The sequence below is a fragment of the Fontisubflavum oceani genome (assembly GCF_030407165.1).
GTDB lineage: Bacteria > Pseudomonadota > Alphaproteobacteria > Rhodobacterales > Rhodobacteraceae > Rhodophyticola > Rhodophyticola oceani.
In genome coordinates this window covers 1,730,593-1,747,669 of sequence record NZ_CP129111.1, presented here as the reverse complement: position 1 = coordinate 1,747,669, position 17,077 = coordinate 1,730,593, and the positions used below count along the sequence as shown (strand labels likewise).

General features: G+C 61.4%; 15 protein-coding genes. 6 read left to right on the top strand and 9 right to left on the bottom strand.

The genetic code is table 11. The features are described from left to right. A complete protein-coding gene (locus QTA57_RS09035; protein WP_290154676.1) occupies positions 1 to 777 on the bottom strand; it encodes a class I SAM-dependent methyltransferase in 777 nt (258 codons plus the stop codon). Positions 778 to 840: 63 nt separating this feature from the next. Here QTA57_RS09035 and gloB point away from each other — a divergent pair, with 63 nt between their 5' ends. The 3 genes from gloB (at position 841) to QTA57_RS09020 (ending at position 5,133) form a co-directional block, all read left to right on the top strand. Continuing rightward, positions 841 to 1,614, top strand: a complete 774-nt coding sequence (gene gloB, locus QTA57_RS09030) for a hydroxyacylglutathione hydrolase (RefSeq protein WP_290154675.1) — start codon at positions 841 to 843, stop codon at positions 1,612 to 1,614. A 208-nt stretch (positions 1,615 to 1,822) separates the two neighbouring features. Next, positions 1,823 to 4,162, top strand: coding sequence for an ATP-dependent Clp protease ATP-binding subunit ClpA (gene clpA / locus QTA57_RS09025; protein ID WP_171561567.1), 2,340 nt, complete (start codon positions 1,823 to 1,825; stop codon positions 4,160 to 4,162). Continuing rightward, positions 4,159 to 5,133: a M23 family metallopeptidase gene (locus QTA57_RS09020; RefSeq protein ID WP_290154673.1), complete on the top strand. Its 975-nt coding sequence runs from the start codon at positions 4,159 to 4,161 to the stop codon at positions 5,131 to 5,133. The genes clpA and QTA57_RS09020 overlap by 4 nt, the downstream gene beginning before the upstream one ends. On the opposite strand, the gene QTA57_RS09015 is transcribed toward QTA57_RS09020, so the two are convergent. The 4 genes from QTA57_RS09015 to QTA57_RS09000 all read right to left on the bottom strand — a co-directional run bounded on the left by QTA57_RS09015 (position 5,130) and on the right by QTA57_RS09000 (position 11,166). Continuing rightward, positions 5,130 to 7,031 carry a peptidoglycan -binding protein gene (locus QTA57_RS09015; protein WP_290154829.1) on the bottom strand — a complete coding sequence of 634 codons (1,902 nt, stop codon included), beginning with the start codon at positions 7,029 to 7,031 and terminating at the stop codon, positions 5,130 to 5,132. The two genes, QTA57_RS09020 and QTA57_RS09015, sit on opposite strands and share 4 nt — an antisense overlap. After that, positions 6,931 to 8,310, bottom strand: coding sequence for a biopolymer transporter ExbB (locus QTA57_RS09010; protein WP_290154671.1), 1,380 nt, complete (start codon positions 8,308 to 8,310; stop codon positions 6,931 to 6,933). Before QTA57_RS09010 ends, QTA57_RS09015 begins: the two co-directional genes overlap by 101 nt. A 104-nt stretch (positions 8,311 to 8,414) precedes the next feature. Further along, positions 8,415 to 10,154, bottom strand: coding sequence for a tryptophan halogenase family protein (locus QTA57_RS09005; RefSeq protein WP_290154669.1), 1,740 nt, complete (start codon positions 10,152 to 10,154; stop codon positions 8,415 to 8,417). A gap of 127 nt (positions 10,155 to 10,281) precedes the next feature. After that, positions 10,282 to 11,166 carry a LysR family transcriptional regulator gene (locus tag QTA57_RS09000; RefSeq protein WP_290154667.1) on the bottom strand — a complete coding sequence of 295 codons (885 nt, stop codon included), beginning with the start codon at positions 11,164 to 11,166 and terminating at the stop codon, positions 10,282 to 10,284. A 120-nt stretch (positions 11,167 to 11,286) separates the two neighbouring features. On the opposite strand from QTA57_RS09000, the gene QTA57_RS08995 reads away from it, so the two are divergent. Together QTA57_RS08995 and QTA57_RS08990 are read left to right on the top strand one after the other, a co-directional pair. Beyond that, complete coding sequence (locus QTA57_RS08995; RefSeq protein WP_290154665.1) at positions 11,287 to 12,414, top strand: TauD/TfdA family dioxygenase; 1,128 nt, start codon at positions 11,287 to 11,289, stop codon at positions 12,412 to 12,414. Continuing rightward, positions 12,411 to 13,157: a class II aldolase/adducin family protein gene (locus QTA57_RS08990; RefSeq protein WP_290154662.1), complete on the top strand. Its 747-nt coding sequence runs from the start codon at positions 12,411 to 12,413 to the stop codon at positions 13,155 to 13,157. The genes QTA57_RS08995 and QTA57_RS08990 overlap by 4 nt, the downstream gene beginning before the upstream one ends. Here the strand turns inward: QTA57_RS08990 and QTA57_RS08985 are convergent. The 3 genes from QTA57_RS08985 to QTA57_RS08975 all read right to left on the bottom strand — a co-directional run bounded on the left by QTA57_RS08985 (position 13,154) and on the right by QTA57_RS08975 (position 15,023). Beyond that, a complete protein-coding gene (locus QTA57_RS08985) occupies positions 13,154 to 13,462 on the bottom strand; it encodes a DUF4389 domain-containing protein (RefSeq protein ID WP_171561552.1) in 309 nt (102 codons plus the stop codon). The genes QTA57_RS08990 and QTA57_RS08985 overlap by 4 nt on opposite strands. A gap of 50 nt (positions 13,463 to 13,512) precedes the next feature. Next, positions 13,513 to 14,478: a Gfo/Idh/MocA family protein gene (locus QTA57_RS08980; RefSeq protein ID WP_290154659.1), complete on the bottom strand. Its 966-nt coding sequence runs from the start codon at positions 14,476 to 14,478 to the stop codon at positions 13,513 to 13,515. A 131-nt stretch (positions 14,479 to 14,609) separates the two neighbouring features. Next, the gene (locus tag QTA57_RS08975) at positions 14,610 to 15,023 is read right to left on the bottom strand and encodes a hypothetical protein (protein ID WP_290154006.1); all 414 of its coding nucleotides are present in this window, start codon (positions 15,021 to 15,023) and stop codon (positions 14,610 to 14,612) included. 489 nt (positions 15,024 to 15,512) lie between these two features. On the opposite strand from QTA57_RS08975, the gene QTA57_RS08970 reads away from it, so the two are divergent. Continuing rightward, complete coding sequence (locus tag QTA57_RS08970) at positions 15,513 to 15,923, top strand: nuclear transport factor 2 family protein (protein WP_290154657.1); 411 nt, start codon at positions 15,513 to 15,515, stop codon at positions 15,921 to 15,923. 160 nt (positions 15,924 to 16,083) lie between these two features. Here QTA57_RS08970 and rpoH read toward each other — a convergent pair whose 3' ends face one another. Next, entirely contained in the window at positions 16,084 to 16,977 is an 894-nt protein-coding gene (gene rpoH / locus QTA57_RS08965; RefSeq protein ID WP_145215851.1) for an RNA polymerase sigma factor RpoH, read from the bottom strand. Positions 16,978 to 17,077 lie beyond the last annotated feature (100 nt).

The window sequence follows — 17,077 nt, the reverse complement described above, 5'->3', positions numbered from 1 at the left end:
TCAGCGATTCTGAACAGTCGTTGATGCGCTGTGCCCCGACAGGCCCGCGGGCTGCGGTACACCATCCAAGACCCGCAGCGGCCGCCGCACCCGTTCCGCCAGCCCGGGCCGCGTCGGCTGATAGACTTGCTTCGAGGCTTCGACCAAGATCACCCCGCCCGCGTAATAGGAGGAGAGTTTGCGACCGAGCTTTTCGACCATCTCGGCGCTCTTCAGCCACGCACGGCGATTGCTGGGCGGCGCGAAAAGAGCGGCGGCATGACGCTCGGGGACGAAATCATGGCGCTTCAACTGCGCCTCTAACTGGCCAAGCGAATAGGGGCGGCCAAAGCCAAACGGGGTCACATCGCGCCGCGCCCACATGCCGGACCGGTTCGGCACGATAAAAAGCGCCCGCCCGCCAGGCCCCAATACACGCGAGCATTCCTCCAAGACGGAGGCCGGATGTTCCGAGGTCTCAAGCCCATGCAAACAGACAATTCGGTCGGCAAAGCCGGTTTCAATCGGCCAGTGCCCCTCGCGGCAAAGGACGGAGACGTTATCGAGCCCGGCGGGCCAGGGCATGACCCCCTGCTCTGCCGGCATCAAGCCGATCACCCGGCGCGCATCGGCCAGATACGGGCGTAGAAGCGGTACGGCAAAGCCGAACCCCACCACGGTTTGCCCCTTGGCCTCAGGCCAAAGCGCCTCCACCTGATCGCGCACGGCTTTCTGCGCGATCCGACCCAAACGGGTCCGGTAGTAGAACTGGCGCAGGTCCAGAACATCGAGATGCATTGCAAACCCCTTGGCCGTAGGCGACGCTGCACAGGCACCTTAGCCGCAGCGTCGGAGATTACCATGGCCCAGACCGCCCAGATCGTGACCATTCCCTGTCTCAGCGACAATTATGCGTTTTTGTTGCATGATCCGGCCAGTGGCCGAACGGCTTTGATCGATGCGCCCGAGGCCGCGCCGATTCTCGCGGAACTGCAAACACGCGGGTGGACCTTAAGCGACATTCTCCTAACCCATCACCATTGGGATCATGTCGAAGGGTTGGCCGAGTTGCGCGCCGCCACCGGCGCGCAGGTTTGGGGCGCGGCGGCGGATGCTGAGCGCTTGCCGCCGCTGGATCACCAAGTGGCGGAGGGCGATGAGGTCATAATTGGCGATCTGACGGGCACCGTCATCGACGTCTCCGGCCACACGGTCGGCCATATCGCGTTTCACTTTCCCGCAGCCAAGGCGGTGTTTACCGCCGATAGCCTGATGGCGCTTGGCTGCGGCCGGCTGTTTGAGGGCAGCCCGGCGCAGATGTGGGAGAGCTTGCAGAAGCTCGCCGCGCTGCCGCCCGACACCTTGGTCTGCTCCGGCCATGAATACACCGCCGCAAACGCGAAATTCGCGCTGACCATTGAACCTGAGAACGCCGACCTTATCTCTCGGGTCCAGCAGATCGAGACCGCCCGCGCGGCAAACACCCCAACCGTTCCAAGCAGCCTGGCCGATGAACTGGCCACCAACCCGTTTCTGCGCGCCCATCTCGACGAGGTGAAAACCGCGATCGGCATATCCGGCGCCGCTGATGTCGATGTTTTCACCGAAATCCGGGCGCGGAAGGATCGGTTCTGAGACACATGTCAAATCGCCCGAAAACTGGGCACGGCAACAACAGCCATAGAAAAAAGGGGCCGAGGTACCCGGTTACAGCCATGTTACGAATTATTTGATCAGTTTTGCCTTGAAACCCGGGCGCAAAAACCGAAGCTTAATAACATGAGGCCATCGTCAGCGGGCAGCTTCCCCGAAAACCCGCTGCATATGAAAAGGAGCACCCCACGTGCCGTCGTTTTCGAACACCCTTGAGCAGGCCATTCACGCAGCGCTGGCGCAGGCCAACGCGCGCCGCCATGAATTGGCGACCCTGGAACATCTTTTGCTGGCGTTGCTTGACGAGCCGGACGCCACGAAAGTCATGAAAGCCTGTAGCGTCGATATCGAGGCGCTGCGCGAGACGCTTGTGAATTTCATCGACGAGGATCTCTCGACGCTGGAAACCGATGTGGAAGGCTCCGAAGCCGTTCCCACTGCCGCGTTCCAACGCGTGATCCAACGCGCCGCAATCCATGTGCAATCCTCGGGCCGCACCGAAGTGACCGGGGCCAATGTGTTGGTCGCGATCTTTGCCGAGCGCGAGTCGAACGCCGCCTATTTCCTGCAAGAGCAGGATATGACCCGCTATGACGCGGTGAATTTCATCGCCCATGGCGTCGCCAAAGACCCGTCTTACGGCGAAGCGCGGCCCGTGTCTGGCGCCTCCGATATGGAGGATGAAAGCGCGCAGAATCCCCAAGGCAGCGAGGGTGAAGGGGAGCAAAAGGAATCGGCGCTGGCGAAATACTGCGTCGATCTGAATGCCAAATCCGAAAAAGGCGACGTGGACCCGCTGATCGGGCGCGATCACGAGGTGGAACGCTGCATCCAGGTGCTCTGCCGCCGCCGCAAGAACAACCCGCTCTTGGTGGGCGACCCCGGCGTGGGCAAAACGGCGATTGCCGAAGGCTTGGCCCGGAAAATCGTTTCAGGCGAGACGCCTGAAGTGCTGTCCGGCGCGACGATCTATTCGCTGGATATGGGCGCCCTTCTGGCTGGCACCCGCTATCGCGGTGATTTCGAAGAACGCCTGAAGGCCGTGGTGACGGAGCTGGAAGATCACCCGGACGCGGTGCTCTTCATCGACGAAATCCACACCGTGATCGGCGCGGGCGCGACCTCTGGCGGCGCGATGGATGCCTCCAACCTGCTGAAACCCGCCCTCCAAGGCGGCAAGCTGCGCTGTATGGGGTCGACGACCTACAAAGAGTTCCGTCAGCATTTCGAGAAGGACCGCGCGCTCAGCCGCCGGTTCCAGAAAATCGACGTGAATGAACCGTCGGTGGAAGATGCGGTGAAAATCCTGCGGGGTCTCAAGCCCTATTTCGAGGATCATCACGACATCAAATACACCAATGACGCGATCAAAACCGCCGTCGAGCTGTCGGCACGCTATATCAATGATCGGAAGTTGCCGGACAAAGCCATCGACGTGATTGACGAGGCGGGTGCGGCGCAACATCTGGTGGCGGAATCCAAACGCCGGAAAACCATCGGCGCGAAAGAGATCGAGGCCGTCGTTGCCAAAATCGCCCGCATCCCGCCGAAAAACGTCTCGAAAGACGATGCCGAGGTGCTGAAGGATCTCGAAGTGACGCTGAAACGCGTGGTGTTCGGGCAGGACAAGGCGATCACAGCGTTGTCCTCCGCGATCAAACTGGCCCGTGCGGGCCTGCGCGAGCCAGAGAAGCCGATCGGCAACTACCTCTTTGCGGGCCCCACCGGCGTCGGCAAAACCGAGGTGGCGAAACAGCTCGCCGATACGCTTGGTGTGGAACTGCTGCGCTTTGACATGTCGGAATATATGGAGAAACACGCGGTTTCCCGCCTGATCGGCGCGCCTCCGGGCTATGTCGGTTTTGACCAGGGCGGCCTTCTGACCGATGGCGTGGATCAGCACCCGCATTGCGTGCTCTTGCTCGACGAAATCGAGAAAGCGCATCCGGATGTGTTCAACATCCTGCTTCAGGTCATGGATCACGGCACGCTGACCGATCACAATGGCCGGTCGGTGGATTTCCGCAATGTGGTCCTGATTATGACCTCGAACGCAGGCGCGACGGAGCAGGCGAAAGCCGCAATCGGTTTTGGCCGCGACCGTCGCGAGGGCGAAGACACCGCCGCGATTGAGCGCACCTTCACGCCCGAGTTCCGCAACCGTCTGGATGCAGTGATCTCCTTCGCGCCGCTTGGCAAAGAGATCATCCTGCAGGTTGTCGAGAAATTCGTGTTGCAGCTTGAGGCACAGTTGCTTGACCGGAATGTCACCATCGAACTGACCCGGCCCGCCGCCGAATGGCTGGCCGATAAGGGGTATGACGACAAGATGGGCGCCCGTCCGCTTGGCCGGGTGATCCAGGAGCACATCAAGAAGCCGCTCGCCGAGGAGTTGCTGTTTGGCAAGCTCGCCAAAGGCGGCAATGTGAAGGTCGGGGTGAAAGATGGCGAGATCGATCTCAGGATCGAAGAGCCGGGCAGCCCGCGGCTCTCGCCGAAGAAAAAGCCGCCGCTCCTGACGGCGGAATGATCCGACGGAACATCTTCAGAACGGCGGTCCTCACCGGGGCCGCCGTTTTTGCATCCAGCGCTTGGGCCGATGCGCCGGACCTCGCCTTTCCGGTCGACTGCACCCTTGGCGAGACCTGCTTCTTGCAACAATTTGTCGATCGGGACCCGGGGCCTGGGGCGCGGGATTTCACCTGCGGCCCGCTCAGCTATGACACCCACCAAGGCACCGATATCCGCCTGCCTGACCTGGAGGCGATGGCGGCGGGCGTCATGGTCACCGCCGCCGCCCCTGGCGTGGTGCGCGGCATCCGGGATGGTGTGCCGGACACAGGTCAAGCTGGCATGCCCGAGGGTCAGGATTGCGGCAATGGCGTTGCGATCACCCATGAGGGTGGCTGGGAAACGCAGTATTGCCACCTACGGATGGGCAGCGTCTTGGTTGCAACGGGCGATACCGTTGAGGTCGGCACGCCGCTTGGTTTGATCGGCCTCTCCGGCAACACCGAGTTTCCGCATGTTCATATGACCCTCCGCCATAATGGCGCGGTCGTCGACCCGTTCGATCCATCGGAGACAGCCCAGTGCGGCATCGGTCAGGGCGCGCTTTGGGCCGATCCGATCCCCTTGCAAATGGGCGGGTTTCTCTCCGCCGGGTTCTCGGACTCCATCCCCGAATTCGACGCGATCAAGGCCGGCACGGCGGATGCAGCAACGCTGACCGCACGGGCCGCGCCCGCCTTGGTCATATGGGGCAGTCTCTTCGGTGGACGAGCGGGCGACGAGGTTGCGCTCTGGATCACGGCCCCTGATGGCAGCCTCTTCCACTCCCAAAGCGTGACCTTGGACCGGACCCAAGCGCAGCTTTTCCGGGCCTCTGGTCGCCGTGCACCGGCGGGTGGCTGGCCGACGGGCCTTTATAGCGGAGAAATCACGCTCACCCGAGGGGGCGAAACCATCGACCGGATCGAAACCCAAGTAACGCTCAATTAACGCTCGGTCAGTTTCAACTCGATCCGACGGTTCTGCGCCCGCGCCTCAGACGAGTTTTCCGGGTTGATCGGTCGGTATTCACCGAACCCGGTGGCCGCCAGCCGGCGGGGCGGAATGCCCAAATCTTCCGACATGAACAGCACCACCGAAAGCGCCCGCGCCTGGCTCAACTCCCAGTTATTGGCATAGCGCCCGCCACCGAAGAGCGGAATGTTGTCGGTATGCCCATCGACTCGGATGATCCAATCGATGCTGTCGGGGATCTCATCCGCGATCTCCGCGAGCAGGGCGGCGACATTGGCAATCTGCGCTCGGCCTTCGGGTGCCAATTCGGCGGATGCGGACTCAAACAGCACTTCGGAGGAAAAAACGAACCGGTCCCCGTCGATCCGAACCCCCTCGCGCCCCTCCAACAAGGCCCGAAGCCGCCCGAAAAACTCCGAGCGGTAGCGTTCCAACTCCTCCGCCTCGCTCGCAAGCCGGGCCGCTTCTTCGGCCAACCGAACCGCCTCTGCCGCCTCCAAAGTTGCACGGGCGCTCTGCTCCGATGCCAGTTGCGCCAAGGCAGTGTTCAACTGCGCCCCAAGCGTTTCAATCTGAACCTCGGCCTCCGCATCGCGTGCCGCCGACGCATCAAGCAGTGTTTGCAGACCGCCCAATTGTGCCCTGAGCGCCGCCACCTGCTCGTTCAGCGCGGCGACCTGACGCTGGCTCTCTGCGGACAGCGCTTCGGCCTCTTGCAATTCGAGATTGGCCTGCGCCAGGAGCGCCGCGCGGATCTCCGCTTCGGTTAGATTGTTGTCGAGTTCGGCTTCGGCCAAACGTTGCGCCGCCAATGCTTCGGCAAGCGCGGTTTCAAGCGCCGAAAGCCGTTCGGCCTGACCTTGGCCGTCGCTCTGCAATGCGGCGACGCGGGCTTCGGCCTCGGCCAAGGCGGCCTCAAGAGCCGCCGCCGTTTCGGCCTCACTGACACCTTCGGCGAGGGCGGCGGCCAGCCGCGCCGCCAAATCGTCTTCGGCGGCATTTGCGGCGGCCAAAAGGGTGAGCGTCTCTTCTGCCGCGCGCCGCTGTTCTTCCAAGGCAAGCGCCATGGCGGTCAGCTCCGCATCCGCGTTTTCGAGCCGTGCGCGCAACGCTTCGGCCGCGGCCGCTTCGGCCAGACGTGCCGTTTCCTCGGCACTCAAGGCGGTCTCGGTCTCCGCCAACCGGGCGCGCAGCGCTTCGGCCGCCGCGACCTCAGCCAAACGCGCCGCCTCCTCAGCGCTCAGATCATCTTGCAACTCGGCAATCTCGGCATTGAGCGCGGCGCTATCCGCCTCCGCCACCTGTAAGGCCGCAAGGGTCTGAGCCAAAGTGGCCTCGGTGCTTGCCGCCTCACTCTGCAAATCCGCGATGAGCGCCTCCAACGCCTCGCGCTCGGCTGCGGCCAAGCGCGCCGCCTCAGCCGCTGCATCCACTTCGGACCGGGCCGTCGCCAGCGCAAGTTGCAACGCCTCGGCCTGACTGATCCGCTCAGTGATCTCGGCGCGGGCCGCATCGCGATCTGCGGTCAGTTCGGTGTTGGCCGCGAGAAGCGACGCGACCTGCTCTTCGAAGCTGGCGATCCGCGCGGCCTGAGCCTCCCCCTCGGCACTCAAAGAGGCGATCAGAGCCGCCTGCGACTCGGCCTCAGCCTGCGCATCAGCCAGATTTGCGCCAAGGGTCGCCACCCGATCCTCCAACCGCGCGTTCGCACCTTGCGCCAAGCCAAGCGCATCGGCCAGCTGATTGAGCTGCGCATTCAGCTGGTTCAGCTCATCATCCTGGGTGCTGATCTCTTCGCGAAGCACATATTGCACCACCATGAAAATCGTCAGCAGGAAGATCATCACCATCAAGAGCGCGGTGATCGCATCCACAAAACCCGGCCAAATCGAGGCGGTGAACCGTGTACCTGCCCGTCGGTGAAAGGCCATGGCCGGTCACTCCCCGCCGCGAGGCGCACGCGCAGGTTGACGGGGGCCAGGGGCGGGTTCGGCGGCGGCTTGGGTCAGGTGCTTCAACGCCTCGGTGAGGGCTTGCAAATCCCCTGAGGGCGCTGATTTCGTCGTTTCGACCTGCCCCCATTTCTTCGAAAATCTTCAAAAGCTGCACGTCAATCGAGCGGAGTCGCATCCGGCTTTCGGCATCGATCCCCGCCTCACCTTGCGTCGCGGCCAGCACCTCCGAAAGCCGATCTTGCGCCGCCGCCAACCGTTCGGTCGCCTCAACCGGCCCCGGGCCAAGACGGTCGGTCAGCGCGGAGACCGAGGACGAGAGTTCCATCATACGGGTTTCGGTCTCAGCCCGGCGGCTCTCGGATTGAGCAAAGAGGCTTTGAAGCGTGTCGATCTGGTCGACCATGTGATCAAGCACGGTGGCGATCGCGCCGCGGTCGACGCCGCCGCCGTCGCCATCCGAGGAGGAAAACCCGACGCGTGTGATGGTCGACAGCCATTCCTCCATCTCGCGGTAAAACCGGTTCTGCCCATGGCCCGCGAAAAGTTCCAAAAGCCCCACAACCAAAGACCCCGCGAGGCCCAGGAGCGAGGAGGCAAAGGCCGTGCCCATGCCGCCCAACTGATCCTCCAACCCATCCATCAAGCGGCTAAAAACGGCGATCCCCTCCTCGCCCTCGGTTGGCTGCAAGCTGCGGATCGTCTCAACCACCGCCGGAACGGTTGTAGCGAGGCCGAAGAACGTGCCCAGAAGGCCTAAGAAAATCAACAGGTTGGCAATGTATCGGGTGATATCGCGGCTTTCTTCCATCCGCGCGCCGACCGAGTCGAGGATCGAGCGGGAAGACGAAGACGTAAGCTGCATCCGCGCGCCCCTGCCCCGAAACACACCCGACAACGGCGCCAGCAAGCGCGGCGCCCGCTCCATGTCATGACCGTCACGATCCGTTGCGACGCCCTCAATCCAACTGACCGAGGAAAAGAGCTGTAGCACCTGCCAGAAACAGGCCAGCACGCCGACCACAAAGACAATCGCGATGGTTCCATTCAGGAACGGATTTGCAAGAAACACCGGCTCGACACGCGGATAGACGATGACCCCGCCAAAGCCGACAAGACCGCAGATGATCAGCATCAACACGATCTGCCGCGACGGTTGGGTAAAACGGGGCGCCGGGGCGCCGATGGATCTGCTCGTCATGGCTGGTCTTTGGCCATCCTGATTGGGTCGGCACAGCCTACAAGGCTTGTGCGTCTCTGCCAAGCACGCGAAAGACGCCGACCGTGCCTCGATCCAATACCGCATCATCGCTTGGCTTGGATTTCGACAGCGCTGTCGCGAGGCGTCAGGGTTGGCCGTGCAGGCCGCCTCCACCGCAGGTTCGCGTGATCAAAGGAGGCTGGCATCTTCCTTTTCGGAGACCGCGAGGGTCGCAGCTTTGGGGACAGCCGCACCGGGCATCCCAACGGTTGCTTGTGCGAGCGGCAGGAACGGCGCGGGGGTCGCCTCCCCCTGAGTTCGGTGAGCAGCATCCGATGATCAGCGGCGGCCTCCACCGATTGCTTGATCGCGGCGCGCGCATTTTGCAGATGACGGCCCCAAACCTCTTGCCGCAGTGGCAGGGTCGCGGTCATCGTCGGGCTGCCATAACCGGTCTCATAGACCCGTTTGCCAAGAAGCACGGTCTGATACACACCCGGCGAGAAAAGGGACGCAAATTCAAGATCATATGGCCCTGGCAATGTGTGTTTCCACAGTTCGAGATTCTCGGCGAGACTGTCCGGCACCTCCATATTCCGCGCGTCGATCCAATACGGGTCATCGGTCCGGTTCCCAAGCGCGTAATGCAGGCAGATGAAGTCGCGCACCTCGTCATAAAGCGCATTGGACAGCTTGTTGTAGCGGGCCCGGAGCGGCTCGGGGAAATCCTGATCCGGGAAATACGTTGCCAGCCAGCGCACCGCGGTATCAATCATGTGGATCGCGGTGGATTCCAGCGGCTCGATAAAGCCGCCCGACAGACCGACCGCAACGCAGTTCTTGACCCAGGCATTCCGCGTCCGCCCAACCCGCATCGGGATGACGCGCGGTTCTGCCCCCTTGGCCTCATCCCCCAGATGGGCCAGGAATTCATCCATTGCCTGCTCATCCGTTCGATGCGCGCTTGAAAACACATAGCCGGTGCCGATCCGATGATAGAGCGGCACGCGCCAGACCCATCCAGCGCCAAGCGCCGTCGATTGGGTGACCGAAGGCAGTTTGGCGGGGTCGGAATGCGGGATCTGCACCGCGAGCGCCTTGTCGTTGGCCAAGTATTTTGAATAAGAAACAAAGGGTTCCTTCAAAACCTGGTTGATAATCACCCCTCGGAACCCGGTGCAATCAATTACCAACTGCACCGGATGGCGGCCGCTTTCCTCTAGGTTCACCGCCGCGATATAGCCCCGCTCATCCTGCTCCACATCGACCACATCTTCGAGGATATGGGTGACACCCCGTTCCACGCAGATATCGCGCAACATATGGGCGAACTTGCCGGCATCCAGATGATAGGCGAAGCCGATCCGCCGATCATACTCTTTGGCCCCAAGCGCACGCGGCCCTTTGAACGCGCGGGCCAAATCGACAGCTGCAGAATAGGTTTGCACGAAATCCAGCGCCCCGGCCCCGTGACGCAGCATAAAATACCCGGCGTCGATACCTTCGACTGAGGGCACCGGGTTGAACGGGTTCACATAATCAATCTGCTGGCCGTCTTTATCGACATTCCAATTGCGAAACAGCACGCCGAGTTTGAAGGACGCATTGCAGGTCTTGAAAAACTCCTGCTCCGGGATTCCGGCATTTCTGAGCGTGCGCGGCATGCCGGGCACGGTGGCCTCGCCCACGCCGACGGTCGGCACGTTCGGCGATTCAATCAGGGTGATTTTGACGTCTTTGCCGGCCCGCCCTGGCCGCGTCAGAATGCTTTGCAGCAAGGTCGCGGTTAGCCACCCCGCCGTGCCGCCGCCCACAATGGTAACGTCTGTAATCGGTGCGCCCATGGTGTCCCCCGTCCACCGCGGCGCCGGGCACCCGCGGCCCATTTTGAATGCGTGATCAAATAATACAGCGTCGGAAATCGAACTCTGGGCTTAGCCTAACGGGCGAAAAACCGCCTGACCAGTCTGCTTACCCTTTTGCAACAACGCCCACGGCTCGTTGCAAGGCTTGGGCCACGGTCGCCCGTGTCTCGGCTTTGGCCGGGCCACGTGCCGCGACGAGGTAGAAATCATCGGCTGGGACAACTGCGGGCCCAACCGGCACAAGCTGCCCCGTCGCTTCCAAATCGCCGGTGATCGAGCGCCAGCCCAACATCACCCCCTGCCCGTTCAACGCCGCCTGCGTCGCTTGGACGTAGTTGGTGAACTGCACCGCCCGCCCTTGGCTTGGCGACAAGCCCGCGCGACGCCGATACGCCGCCCAGTTCACCCATCGTGGATCGTCGGTCGTGACATGCAGGGCCGGGTTCTGCTGCCAGTCCGCCCCCGCGAGATTGGGGTGACAGACCGGGCGGATGCATTCCTCGAACAAAAGACTGACCGCCCCGTCCTGCCAAGCACCGTCGCCAAAGCGGATCGCCAGATCGACCCCCGGCGCCAATTCGGGCGCGCCATGATGCGTGGTCAGAACATTCACGGCAATCTCGGGCATTTCTGCCGTCACCAGCGCCAGACGCGGCATCAGCCAATAGGTCGCCACGCCGACCGAACAGGCAAGCGTGATGGTGTCGGGGTCTTCCTCTTGCTGAAGCGCGCGGACCTCTTCCAAAGCCGCGTCGATCCGCGCCAGGCCCTCACTGGTTGCGCCGTGCAGGATCTGCCCGGCCCGGGTGAGTGTCGCGGGTCGGGTGCTTCGGTCGAGCAAGCGAATGCCGAGGTAATCCTCAAGCTGCCGTATTGATTGGCTCACCGCCGCCTGGCTCACATTCAGCATACGGCTGGCCGGGCGGAACCCACCAGAGCGGATCACGGTTTCAAAAACCTGGAGCAAGCGGAGCGGAATGTGGTCAGACATATGATCATTTCAAATTATATTATGATCAGTTTTTTCCGCATTGTCAGGAAACGCAAGGCAATTTTACCTTGACGAATATGGGAAGCCTCACGCGCACAACATAAGATCAGGACACCTGTAATGACCACACTGACCAAACCGGCCGTCACGTTGCAGGATCAGGGCCTAACGCTCCACCTGACAGATGGCGCGCCCGCCTATTTCAACTATTTCTGGCTGCGCGATAACTGCCCCAGTTCCTTCGATCCCCAGACCCGTGAGCGGAGTTTCGATCTTCAGACCTTGCCCGCCCCACCCCGCGCGACGACAGCAGACATTACGGACACCCATCTGGTGATTTCGTGGCAGGGCGAGGATCATATCAGCCGCCACAGTCTTGAGTTCCTGGCAGCCAATAGCAGCGCCACACCGCGCCCCGACCCCGCCGATCTGCCCCGAAAACCCTGGTTCAGCGACCATTATCCCAACATGCAGCGCTTCGCGCAGCCGGAGTTGATCGCCAATCCCGCAGAGCGAGCCGCCTGGGCCAAGGCACTTCTGACCGATGGCGTGGCGCTTGTGGCCGAGATGCCGGAGAACCCAACCGGGTTGGAAGACACCGCCGGACTCCTCGGCTATATTCGGGCTTCGTTCTTTGGGCCATCCTTCGAGGTCAAGACCCATATCAAACCGACCAACCTGGCCTTCACCTCCAAGGCCTTGGAAATGCATACGGATTTGCCACCGGAGGATCTGCCGCCCGGTATTCAGTACCTGCATTGCCTTGCGAACAGCGTGGCAGGCGGCGACAGCCTGTTTCTGGACGGGCTCGCCGTCGCCGAGGATTTCCGCAATTCGAACCCGGAGGATTTCGCACTGCTCGCGGAGACCGACATCCCGTTTTTCTGCGAACATGAAAGCTTCGACATGCGCGCCCGGCAGCGGGTGATTGAGCTGAACACGCGGGGTGAGGTCACCGGGCTGACTATCAGCGGCCATTTGCAGGACGTGTTTGATCACGATCAACGCTTTCTCGACCGATACTACCCGGCCTATTGGCGCTTTGCCCGCCATATGCATGACCCGACATATTTGATGCGATTCCGGCTCAACGCGGGCGAGTGCATCTGTTTCGACAATCACCGCATCGTCCATGGGCGCGAGGCCTATTCCGCGACCTCTGGCGAGCGTCATCTGCGCGGCTGCTACACCGACCGGGGCGAGTTGCGCAGCACATATCGCGCGCTGGTCGCACAGGGGCACGCATGAGTCCCCGGGATCTGAGCACCGACGAGGTTCAGGCCCTCCGCGTGGACCTTGCCGCGGCCTTCCGCCTCGCGGTTCATTTCGGCTGGCACGAATCTGTTGGCAATCATTTCAGCGCCGCGATCTCCAGCGACGGGAAACGCTTCCTGATGAACCCGAAATGGCGGCATTTCGCGGAGATCAGAGCGAGTGATTTGCAAGTCCTGGATGCCGATGATGAGAGCATTATGGCGACCGATCAGGCCCCGGATGCCTCGGCCTGGTGCATCCATGGAACCGTCCATCGGTTGCGGCCCAATGCCCGGGTGATGTTGCATCTGCACCCGCCGCACACCACGGCGCTTGCGGGCCTGAAAGACCCCCGGCTTTATCCGATTGACCAAAATACCGCGCGGTTCTTCCATATGGGCGTCGATCTGGGTTTTGGCGGCATGGCCGATGACACTGAAGAGGGCAATCGGATCGCACATGCCTTTGGCAACCATTCGGTCCTGATGATGGGCAATCACGGGCTGAGCGTCATTGCCGATACCGTCGCCGAGGCCTTCGAACAGGTGTATTTCTTTGAAAAGGCGGCGGAAATTCAGATGCGCACCTATGCCAGCGGCCAGCCCTTGAACATCATGTCAGACGAGATTGCCGCCAAAACAGCCGCCAGTTGGGCCGACTATGCCGGTGCCAGTTTCGCGCATTTCGCTTATCTGAAACGGATGCTCGACCGGGAGCAACCGGACTACAAAGACTAGTCCAGCTCGGTCCAGGGCCAGGGTTTCACCTCGCTGGCTGCGGTCTGAAACCGGGCGGCCTTGGCGATCCAAATGCCAAGATCGGTGCCGAATTCGGCCAAGCGCGCATTCGGCTCGCCATTGTTGATCACCATGATGACGAATTGGATAATCGTCAGCACGCCAAGGACCGTCTGCGCAAAGCTGATCATGACGGCGATGATGATCATATAGATCAGCCGCATGACCAGGCCTTCCCGACCACTGGGTTCATCTTGCTCGCCATTCAGGCGGCCATCGACCTTTTCTTCATCGCTGAGCGGCATCTGATTTCTCCTGGGTCACGGATTCAGCGTAAGACTACCCTAAGGGCAGCTCAAGACGCCACCTCAAACACCGCATCAATCATGGCCTGCGTGCCACGCGAAAACTCAAGCGGGCAGGCATAGGGCGCACCATCAAGAAGCGCGGCATTAAATGCCTCCACCTGGGCCACATATTGCCGGTCTTTCGGAAAGCGGAAGATGCGGTCTTCCCGGCCATCTCGCCACAGCTGCACCTGCGCTTCGGCATGATTGCCTGCATTGAATGGTGCGGGCAGGCGGATATGGCCTTGGGTGCCTTCAAACACCATCTCTTGTCGTCGCGAAGCCCGCATCGAGACATGAAATCTCAACCGCGCCTCCCCGGCTCGTGCAGAAATCCAAGTCGATGCGTCGACACCCGCCTCGCGGATCATCTCGGCACCGGTCACGTCGGGTTCCAGCCCGGTGGCGAACCGAAACGTACCGATCGGGTAGACGCCTACATCGCGCAGAGCGCCACCGGCCAGATCGGCACTGTTGCGCACATTGGCCGGATCGTTCAGGCCATAGGTGAAGACACCGGTGACGTGATGCAGATCGCCAATTGCGCCCTCGGCAATCAAATCGCGGGTTTTGGTCCATTGCGGATGATGCACCGGCATGAAGGCTTCGGCGATCAGGGGACCATGATGATCCCGCGCAGCGATCAGCCGATCAAAATCCGCCTCGGTAAGCGCGATGGGTTTTTCGCAAAGAACCGCTTTGCCCGCCTCGGCGGCTTTGAGCGACCACTCCACATGCAGCGCATTGGGCAGCGGGATGTAAACGGCATCAATCTCGGGGTCCGCCAAGAGCGCGTCATAGCTGTTATGAACACGGAGCCCCGGGGCCAGTTCGGCAAAAGGCGCCGCTTTTTCCGTATGACGGCTCGCAACGGCCGCTAAGACACCGCGCCGCGCCTCGTTGATTGCTGGCGCCATCGTGGTTTTCGCGAAATTCGACGCACCCAGAACGCCCCAACGGATGTGATTTGTCATAGTCGCCTCCCTGCTCGGACGCGGTGTTAGATCAGCGTCCAGTCACAAGAAAGCCCCCCTTGCTGATTTGCAAGGGGGGCTTTTGTTTGGGCATTTGGGGGGAGGGAGAGGCCCCCGATTGCCTTGGGGGATTAGTTGAACGCGTTTGCGCGGATGTGCTCGTCGTCTTCCTGCAGGGTGCGGAGCGCGAAGTCTGCCACAACCGGGTTACCGCCGAAGCTTTGGGTCGAGACCACTTCTGCGCCGCCGTTGCGGACGAAGTTTGCGCGGATGTGCTCGTCATCCTGCTCCAGCTGGCTCAGCGCGATTTCAGATGCGCGGTTAACGCCACCGAAGCTTTGCGTGGAGATCGTTTCCGAACCGCCGCCGGTCAGGAAGGCGACATAAGCCCGGTCGTTGTTCTCATAAGCGTCACGCAGTTGGATCAGTTCGGCCACGGTGTAGTCGCCGGCGTCGACGCCGAGGGAAGCGGCCAGTTGCTCGCTTGCGAAAGCCGGAGCGGCGAGCGACAGGGCGAGGGCGGTGGTGAGTGCGATGCGTTTCATGTTGGGTGTCCTTTCGGTGTGTGTGTTGTCGTGTGTCTTGGTTGTTGTGTTGGGCGCTGTCTGCGTCCGATGAGATGAATTTAGGGGGTGTGTTTCGGTGTTTCACCCCACGAAAGCGTGAGAAATGACGAATATTGGTGCGTATGTGCACATACCTATCTGCATCACCTGCCCCTTGTCACGCGCCCCCACGGCCCCGTGATCAATCGCAACAAACCGCTCCAAAACAGTAACTTACCTCGCAGAACCGTGAGAAATCGGAGGCCGTGTTGTGACCGCGATTCCGCGAGCCATCGCCCCATGCAGCTCGCGCGACTCACCTGTGGCGCGCTTCTGGCGGGATCTGTCGGTCGATCGGCGCGGACCGGGAGTATCAAACCCGCCAATCGACAGCCTAAGACCGGAGCTTTGAGGGAGATCAATACGCACGTGCTGGAACGCGGTTAGCGTCTGGGGTCTGATATCATACAGCGGAAGGCGAAGCCCGAGATGACTGATCCCCACCCCAATGTTGCATTGCTCTCCCAACTCGATCTGAGCGATCTCGCCGGCGCCGCCGATCTTTTTGCCGAAGGGTTTGTGTGGCACTTCTTCAATCCCATGCTGCCGGGGATCGAGGGCGATTATGTCGGCCTCAACGGTCTGCGCACTTTCTTTGAGCGCATCGGTGGCACCACAAACGGGACGTTCAAGATCAATCCAGTTTCGGCCACGCCCATCGGGGATGAGCTGGTGGTTGTTCATGTGAAGGATTCAATGACCCTGGATGACACGCCGGTGCTGATCGACGCGGTTGTGGTGTGGCGGTTCGTAAACGCCAAGATCGCCGAAGCCTGGGACATTCCGGCGGTTCACACCCTCGCCACACCCGCGGCCGGTGATACCAAAGAGACTGCATAAGGCTGATACGTATATCACCATGCGTCCGGACCCGGTGCGGCCGCTGCTGACGATCTTGCGGGCCGTCATCCAAGACGAGTTGCCGAACACGACAGCGTAAAAGACAACGCCCCCGGCCGGTTAGGCCGAGGGCGCTGCAGTTTCTAAATCATGTGTGGGATCAGGCGGGCATCAATCCGTCTTCCCGGGCCAGATCACGCATCCGTTTTTGCAGCTTCTCGAACGCCCGTACTTCGATCTGGCGGATGCGCTCGCGGCTGACATCATAGACACCGGAGAGGTCTTCCAGCGTCACTGGCTGATCCTTCAGGCGGCGTTGGGTCAGGATATCGCGCTCGCGCTCGTTCAGCACATCCATCGCCTGTTCCATCAGGGCCATCCGATGTTGAAACTCGTCACGCTCGGCATAATCGCCGGCCTGGTCGGCATCATCATCTTCTAGCCAGTCCTGCCACTGCGTCGCCCCTTCGCCATCGCTGCCGACAACCGCATTGAGCGAGGCATCGCCGCCCGACAGGCGCCGGTTCATCGAGATCACTTCGGTTTCCGTCACGCCCAGATCATTGGCGATGCGAGCCACGTTTTCGGGACGCAAGTCACCCTCTTCCAGGGCACCGATCCGGGCCTTCGCCTTACGCAGGTTGAAGAACAGCTTCTTCTGCGCCGAGGTTGTGCCCAGTTTCACCAGCGACCAGGAGCGCAGGATGTATTCTTGGATCGAGGCACGGATCCACCACATGGCATAGGTGGCCAGGCGGAAACCCTTTTCCGGGTCGAAACGTTTCACGGCCTGCATCAGGCCGACATTCGCCTCGGAAATCACTTCGGCCTGCGGCAGGCCATAGCCGCGATAGCCCATTGCGATTTTGGCCGCCAAGCGCAGGTGGCTGGTCACCATCTGATGCGCGGCATCGGTATCTTCATGGTCCACCCACCGTTTGGCGAGCATGTATTCTTGTTCCGGCTCCAGCATCGGAAACTTGCGGATTTCCTGCAGGTAGCGGTTCAGGCCCTGTTCCGGGGACGGGGCGGGAAGGTTTGCATAATTCGACATGTCACGGACCCCCTGTTCGGCGCGTCAATAATGTAAATTCGTTTAACTTAGTGTTAACCTGGGTATTCCTGGGCGGCACGTCAAGACCTGTGCTTGCCTC

Coding starts and splice junctions, on each gene's coding strand:
- QTA57_RS09035 (WP_290154676.1), bottom strand. CDS start 777: ATGCATCTCGATGTTCTGGACCTGCGCCAGTTCTACTACCGGACCCGT.
- gloB (WP_290154675.1), top strand. CDS start 841: ATGGCCCAGACCGCCCAGATCGTGACCATTCCCTGTCTCAGCGACAAT.
- QTA57_RS09020 (WP_290154673.1), top strand. CDS start 4,159: ATGATCCGACGGAACATCTTCAGAACGGCGGTCCTCACCGGGGCCGCC.
- QTA57_RS09010 (WP_290154671.1), bottom strand. CDS start 8,310: ATGACGAGCAGATCCATCGGCGCCCCGGCGCCCCGTTTTACCCAACCG.
- QTA57_RS09005 (WP_290154669.1), bottom strand. CDS start 10,154: ATGGGCGCACCGATTACAGACGTTACCATTGTGGGCGGCGGCACGGCG.
- QTA57_RS09000 (WP_290154667.1), bottom strand. CDS start 11,166: ATGTCTGACCACATTCCGCTCCGCTTGCTCCAGGTTTTTGAAACCGTG.
- QTA57_RS08995 (WP_290154665.1), top strand. CDS start 11,287: ATGACCACACTGACCAAACCGGCCGTCACGTTGCAGGATCAGGGCCTA.
- QTA57_RS08990 (WP_290154662.1), top strand. CDS start 12,411: ATGAGTCCCCGGGATCTGAGCACCGACGAGGTTCAGGCCCTCCGCGTG.
- QTA57_RS08985 (WP_171561552.1), bottom strand. CDS start 13,462: ATGCCGCTCAGCGATGAAGAAAAGGTCGATGGCCGCCTGAATGGCGAG.
- QTA57_RS08980 (WP_290154659.1), bottom strand. CDS start 14,478: ATGACAAATCACATCCGTTGGGGCGTTCTGGGTGCGTCGAATTTCGCG.
- QTA57_RS08975 (WP_290154006.1), bottom strand. CDS start 15,023: ATGAAACGCATCGCACTCACCACCGCCCTCGCCCTGTCGCTCGCCGCT.
- QTA57_RS08970 (WP_290154657.1), top strand. CDS start 15,513: ATGACTGATCCCCACCCCAATGTTGCATTGCTCTCCCAACTCGATCTG.
- rpoH (WP_145215851.1), bottom strand. CDS start 16,977: ATGTCGAATTATGCAAACCTTCCCGCCCCGTCCCCGGAACAGGGCCTG.